We start from the raw sequence: 6,286 nt of genomic DNA, 5'->3' as shown, positions 1-6,286 counted from the left end.
AGCGTCCGTCCATCATTGCCGCTTGCTGGATGCAGGCTACGCTCTGGTGATGTCATGAATTATGTAAGTCTCAATAGCCAAGCGACGCGCCGAGAAAAAATGAACCAACGAGGGATGCATCCTTAGACGGTGACCGTGAATGCTGCTAGTGGGAAATTTCATACCCGATAGACTCAGAGCCCGGACGGGTAGGCCCCTCGAACGTCAGCAATGGCACCTTTCTGCCAATTGTTCGAACGACCGCTCCTGGTCCCGGTCGGGCAACGACGCTCGCTCTGACGGGCGCTGTCAAACAATCAGTCGAAGAAGTCCTCGTCGAGTTTCTTGATGTAGACCACCTCTTCGACCCGACAGCCTATGTCGAATCGGATCATCAACCGGGTGAGAAGGAGCCCATCGATCAACACGATGCGCTTGCTCAGCATGTCGGCCGTTTCTTTCGCTGCCTGCGAAAAGGTCGACGTCGTGACAAAAAGGCCCTTGTTTGCTTTGAATCGATCCAGCGACCCGAAGAAGTCCCGGATCTCGCCTGACGACACTTTGTTGTCAGTGTAGCGCTTTGCCTGGACGTAGATTCGATCCAGGCCCAGCGCATCCTGATCGATGACACCGTCAACGCCACCGTCGCCGCTCTTGCCCAGGGCTTTACCGGCTTCAATTGCAGACCCACCGTAGCCCATGGCGATCAGAAGCTGAACAACGAGGCGCTCAAAGAAGTCTGGGGGTGCGGCGAGGATCTTCGCGAGCAGCTCGGCACTGAGTGATTGCTGAAGCTCTTCGCTTGCAGACCTGATTACCTCATCGGGCGCCAGCTCCTTGAAGTTGGTCGGCTCTGATTGCGGCGTGGTCGGACTCTCAGCCGTCGTCTCTCGGAAGACCTTGAACTCGGGAAAGGACTCAAGGAATTTGATATTGATCGTCTGCGGCGGGTTGGCCAGCACGGCCCGGCCTCGTTCACTAATCTCAAAGTACGCGCGCTTCGTGAGTTTGATCAGGCCGGCCTTGCCTAGATAGCTCTTGGCCCAGTTCACGCGGTTGGCGAATGTAGTCTGTTTGCCCGAGGGCAGGAGCTCTGATAGCTCAGTCTCAGTCAAAGCCAACTTGCCTCCCAGCACAGCGACGACATCAGAGATGCGCACCTCGCCAGCAGCAGACTCTTTGAGCACAGGAAGCATCAATGACTGAAAGTTCGGGATCGCCATAGCCGTATATCCGCTCTAGTTGCCATGTGGTAGACGGATTCTATGGCGACCACTTCAGCCGCTTGTGACTGGTCTGCAATTGGCTCGCGGGGCATCCGGAAAGTGGTCACCTCTGTATGCCTATTCATGGCCGTATGCGTCCTCTGACGCGAGGGGACAAAGCAAGGCCCGTGTGGCGATCTCGACTGCGCGCTATGCTGCCGAGGATGGTTGATCTTCCAGTTTTCGATGCTGTCGTCTATCGCACCACGTATCCGAACGGAAAGATCTACGTGGGCCAGGATCGGACGAACAGCATCAACTACTTTGGCAGCGCGTCCTCCGTGCTTATCGCCGCCGACTTCTCCCCAGAGCAGCGTAAGAGCTTCACGGTCACACGGGACATCTTGTGGCAGTCGACGACTGCGACAAGGGCGGAGATCAACAGCATGGAGGTTCACTTCATCCTGACGCTGCGGGCCAACGATCCTGAGGTCGGCTACAACCGCTGGCCTGCGTTCACGCCACGAACTGTGCCCGTAGATTGAGAGCAGAGTGCCGCGCCAGAAACCGGTCAGTCACGAACGGCAGGTCATGGTCGTCATAAGTCATCCACGGTCTCAAGTCCAATGCCTGTACACCGCTGCTTTGGGGCCGGTCAGAAACTGGCGTTAACCACAGGCATGCCGCGCAAAAGAATACGTCGAGACAGACTCAGCGCCGCAGCAGAAACTCCATGGTTCGGGGATCATCGCGCCCGTCGAAGTACTTGGCCTGTGCACGCCTGAACAACGGCTCATCCGGAACCGCGTGAGGAAACAGTGTCATGGAGGACCGAAATTTCAAGTCATCCGAAGTCCCGAAGATCTGGTATGCCGTCGTGCCCTTGGCCGCCAGCACCAACACAACACATTCGTTCAGCCTGGCGCCGAGCGTCGAGTGCTGCCAGTAGGTCTGCGCTTCTTGCCTGGAAACGATCTTATGCTTGATCGCCATCGAGTTGCGCCCCAGTGCCCTGCAACTGCGGGAACACGAACCACATCCAGTGGCTTTTCTTGGCGCCGGAGGTCAACTCCGGCCGGATCATGTCATAAGTTGGTTCTTGTGCCTCGACGAAGCGTTGGAGATCAAACTGAGCCATGCCCGATGGTAACGGTCTCGGCCATCGGGCCGTGCATCGTGAGTCAATGGATTGGGGTCGCCGAGACAGCTTGGCCAGGCGACAATGCCGCCAATGGACCCAGCAAAAAGTTCGAATCCATGCCGAGCCGACGCCGCTCCACCCAGAATCCATGGATGTTACGAGCAACTTCGGTCAGCGCTTCCTGAGAACCATGAATCGGCGGGTCCTCGGCACCAGACATGATCACCTTCAACCAGTCGGGCTGTGAAGCCAACAACGGCGCCCAGGCCATCATGTCGCACGCGAAGCCGGCGAGGTAGCCACGACACCACTCCTGCACCGACGGCACCCGAGGCACGTAGATCTGGTCATTGAGCGCATCATTGACGGTCAGGTAGTGCCGGACGACCATGCTGGCCATGGCTTGGTCATGATCCTCTCCAGCATTCCTCAGCCTTCCCAGGACCTGTTTCGGCATCACCAGATTCGGACCGGAAGCGACGGCGGCCAGGTAGCCGTCGAGTAGGGACAAGACAGTGCCGCGGGGAAGGCAATCGCCAAGGCGGGCGTATTCAGCAGATATCAGCGGGGTGTTCATCGGGGATGAGTTTGCCATTTTCCTCGGGAGGCGGAAGGACTGCGCTTCATCACGAAGTAGTACGACCGACTATTGGCCACCTTCAAACACCCCGAGCCCATATGCCAGGAGCAGCGTCCAAGATTGCGGTGGCCTTGCTTTCTTGCGTCTCCAGGCGATGCCGCAACGGGCTCTGCAATTGGTAACCCAGCTATCCAGGTCGCTGCCAGGATCGTCAACAAGGTCCGCTGTCGAATCCAGTTCCGACTGAAGTTATTGAACTGAATCTACAGTAGCATTTGCAGAACTTGATGGAGGAATGCGCTGCAGCCCGGTCTCGTTCGTTGAATTCAACGGGACACGCCGCCAACGCCACAGTGTCAGCAATGCTGACAGCCTACCAAGAGAAATGCCCGGGCAACCGTGAGGCTGCGCCGGGCAAGAATGAACAATGCAGTCAAGGAAACAGCAAACCTGGAACCCCGTCATTGACGGCGTTCCGGATCCTTCACATGGCCTGGGCCAGACCTTTCCACTCGGTAGGCGCCAGCTCGATGAGCTTGCCCCCCAAGGCCTCGAACTCGGTGGCCCGGTCATAGTCATCGACGTCTTGCGAATAGTGCGTGACGGCATTGACCAGGCCGTACCCTGACAAGTCGCCTTCAGCGATAAGATGCCGCAGAACGCCTGCACGCTCGGTGTCGTTGAACAAATACCGGTTGGCCAGTACCTCGACCGTCTTCACCGGATCGCCGGCAAGGCTAATATCACGGGTCTTTTGCAGCTTCATGGCAATCTGGCGGAAGGTTGCTTCCGAGACGGCCGCCTCCACCACATCGCGCACCTTCAGGAAGAAGGCCCGATCGTCCGCAGCCAGGGTGTCATCCCTGAACACGGTGATCGGCTCCTCACTGGATGCCAGCGCGCGCCCGACATGGGTTTTGCGCAGCGCATGGTCCGACGCGATCAGCCCGTTGCTGCACACCAAACGATAGATCAAGGGCTGAACCGACAACGTACCGCAACCGACCTCCGAGTTGGAGACCACGACACCCGCCTGCACAATGTCGCCAGGGGCGACTTCGAACGTCACACGGGCTGTGATCACCTTCAGGTACATCTTCGTCTCGGTGAGTTCAACCGATTCGAAACGGGCTCCTTCCAGGCGCTGCAGGATCGGCAAAACGTGTTCGGCAAGATCAAAATTGTCCAGTCGCCGGTAGCGATCCGACAGCACCGCCCTCACCTCATCGTCGAGCGTTCGGACCATCCAGCGCGAGCCTTCGGTCTGCAGCCAAGTATTGACGTTGTGGTCGAGCAGGCCCGGTTGCCCCTCGCGCATGCGCTCGAAGTAGGCAAACGGGATTTTCAGCTTGTCGGCGAGTTGGCGTCGCGCAAGACTTGTGACGTCGTATTCACTGACGCCGATCCGGGCTTGGTTCCCGGATTCGACAACCAGGTTCAATCTGCCGCGCTCATTGGTACGGCATTGCAACAAGGACGATGGCAGGACCAGGTCCTGCTTGGTGAGCATCTGGCGCTCGAGTTCATGCGCCAGCTCACTAAGGGAACGACCGCTCTTCATGATGATGACTCCTTTGGAAATGCGAAGACGGTCGTCCCCGGTGCGGGGAAACACATCCCCGCTGGGGTAACAAAACAGGACCGAAGGATTTCGACCCGGCAAACATGGCGCGAAGGCAATCGCGCCGACACATCGGGTGGGTCGCAAGGCATCACCCTTGCGACCGCACCACGAATACCTACAACAAACCGCGCTCGGCGAATGACAAGATGCTGTTTCCGTTCCCGGCCACGATGAAGTGGTCCAGGACACGGGCATCGATCAATGCCAGCGACGCACGCAGCGTCTGCGTGAGCGCCTCATCGGCCCGGCTGGGCTCGGCAAGACCAGACGGATGGTTATGCGCCAGGATCACTGCCGCAGCGTTGAGCTCCAGGGTGCGCTTGACGACTTCGCGTGGGTACACGCTGGTCTGGGTCAAGGTCCCCCGAAACATCTCTTCTGAGGCAATCACCCGGTTCTGAGCGTCCAGAAACAGCACCACAAACACCTCGTGCTCCAGCCTGGCCAGCATGAGCCGCAGATAGGTTCGAACGGCAGCCGGGGACGCCAGCACATCCCTGTGTGCCATCGCCTCAGCAAGCGAACGACGGACCAGCTCAGCGGCTGCCTGGAGCTTGGACGTCACACGGGGCAGTGCGTACGCCGCCGGCATGGGCTCATGCAGCAACTGCGACAGGCTGCCACTGGCATCCTTGAGCAGCAGCGCGGCATGGCGAGAACCGACCAGCACGCCGAGCAGGTCGGTATCGGATAACGATTCGATCTTCTGACACATGGAACTCTCCTCATCAATTGTTTGGAGAGCTCCGCCCCGACGGGAGGAGACTCCCCAGGGGGTGGAACGACGACCGAAGTCGTGCGGTCAGAACGGAACGGGTTCGTCTTCGCGCTGCGGGGCCCGAACGGGCTGCGGCACGTCGATGGATTCGCCGTTGACCTTGGCGAACTTGATGCGCAACAGACGACCCTTGAGCGCGACACCAGGCTGACCCTTGCGCTCACCCTTCTCGAAGGTGAACATCTCGGGGTAGATGTCGGCAATCCTGAAACCGATGATCACGGACTTTTCAGCCGCGACATCCGCCTCTAGGCGCCGGATCACTTCCTGGGCGTCAGCACCGCTGACACGGCAGTCGAACTTCGTATAGCTGACATCCTTGTCGCTGCCCCGCAGGGCGGCGACATGGCAGGCCAGGAACTCCTGGCCCTTCTTGGGCTTGATCGTACGAATGCGATTGAGATAGCCGACGCCTTCAACGTGCAGGTTGAAGAACGACGACTGGTTGCTGGCTTGCGATGGAACCGACATGATGGCCTCCTAAGAAAACATGAAACACATGGATAAGAATGGGAAGACCACCCCCGGTTCGGGGAAGGAACTCCCCGACTGGGTTGAAGCTACTGACAAATATCTCCGAGCCTTGCGGCCCGCCGGTTTTCAAGAGATCTGACCGGTTTCGGGCGATGCGTTACGCACATCAATCGGGCTGACACAGCCAACGGGAGACTCGGTCCGACGCGGCGACAAAATGCGCACGCTTCTCAATCGGATATCGCATCCTGCACCTGGAATCGGGAATGGCGCAACTGCAATGAACAGCCGATCGACCACTTCAGCCACACCGGCAACCTGAAGTGTCAGCAGAAGTTGCGGATGCCCGCCGTCGTCGAAGTCGATGCGCTTGGCCTCGATGCAGTAGCCCCGAAATCGGGTGCGGTCCAGGCCCAGCGTCCAGGCATCGCGGATGGACTGGAACAGGATGGCGCCGAGCATGCGCAATTCAGCGTCGTTTGGCTGGTAGACCGGCGACACGGAC

At 58.8% G+C, this 6,286-nt stretch carries 9 protein-coding genes; 1 reads left to right on the top strand and 8 read right to left on the bottom strand.

Translation table 11 applies throughout. The features are described from left to right. Positions 1-296: 296 nt before the first annotated feature. Positions 297-1,202, bottom strand: coding sequence for a restriction endonuclease (locus tag ACMUOY_RS17945; protein ID WP_413894108.1), 906 nt, complete (start codon positions 1,200-1,202; stop codon positions 297-299). Between the two features lie 206 nt (positions 1,203-1,408). Between ACMUOY_RS17945 and ACMUOY_RS17940 the strand changes: the two genes are divergently transcribed. After that, the gene (locus ACMUOY_RS17940) at positions 1,409-1,729 is read left to right on the top strand and encodes a GIY-YIG nuclease family protein (protein ID WP_413894107.1); all 321 of its coding nucleotides are present in this window, start codon (positions 1,409-1,411) and stop codon (positions 1,727-1,729) included. Positions 1,730-1,895: 166 nt separating this feature from the next. On the opposite strand, the gene ACMUOY_RS17935 is transcribed toward ACMUOY_RS17940, so the two are convergent. The 7 genes from ACMUOY_RS17935 to ACMUOY_RS17905 form a co-directional block, all read right to left on the bottom strand. Then, entirely contained in the window at positions 1,896-2,177 is a 282-nt protein-coding gene (locus ACMUOY_RS17935) for a DUF1810 family protein (protein ID WP_413894106.1), read from the bottom strand. Continuing rightward, entirely contained in the window at positions 2,161-2,322 is a 162-nt protein-coding gene (locus tag ACMUOY_RS17930; RefSeq protein WP_413894105.1) for a DUF1810 family protein, read from the bottom strand. Before ACMUOY_RS17930 ends, ACMUOY_RS17935 begins: the two co-directional genes overlap by 17 nt. Positions 2,323-2,365: 43 nt before the next feature. Next, positions 2,366-2,902, bottom strand: a complete 537-nt coding sequence (locus ACMUOY_RS17925; protein WP_413894104.1) for a UPF0149 family protein — start codon at positions 2,900-2,902, stop codon at positions 2,366-2,368. A 487-nt stretch (positions 2,903-3,389) separates the two neighbouring features. Then, positions 3,390-4,466, bottom strand: coding sequence for a DUF932 domain-containing protein (locus ACMUOY_RS17920; protein ID WP_413894103.1), 1,077 nt, complete (start codon positions 4,464-4,466; stop codon positions 3,390-3,392). Positions 4,467-4,644: 178 nt separating this feature from the next. After that, positions 4,645-5,244 (bottom strand): RadC family protein, encoded by a 600-nt coding sequence (radC, locus tag ACMUOY_RS17915; protein WP_413894102.1) that lies wholly within the window; start codon positions 5,242-5,244, stop codon positions 4,645-4,647. Positions 5,245-5,331: 87 nt separating this feature from the next. Beyond that, positions 5,332-5,778: a DUF3577 domain-containing protein gene (locus ACMUOY_RS17910; protein WP_413894101.1), complete on the bottom strand. Its 447-nt coding sequence runs from the start codon at positions 5,776-5,778 to the stop codon at positions 5,332-5,334. Positions 5,779-5,907: 129 nt separating this feature from the next. Next, positions 5,908-6,282, bottom strand: coding sequence for a hypothetical protein (locus tag ACMUOY_RS17905; protein ID WP_413894100.1), 375 nt, complete (start codon positions 6,280-6,282; stop codon positions 5,908-5,910). Positions 6,283-6,286: the final 4 nt, after the last annotated feature.

The sequence above is a fragment of the Candidatus Skiveiella danica genome (assembly GCF_022705245.1).
Lineage (GTDB): Bacteria > Pseudomonadota > Gammaproteobacteria > Burkholderiales > Burkholderiaceae_C > Skiveiella > Skiveiella danica.
Note: the sequence above shows the minus strand (reverse complement) of the source record. Positions and strands in the feature narration are given on the sequence as shown.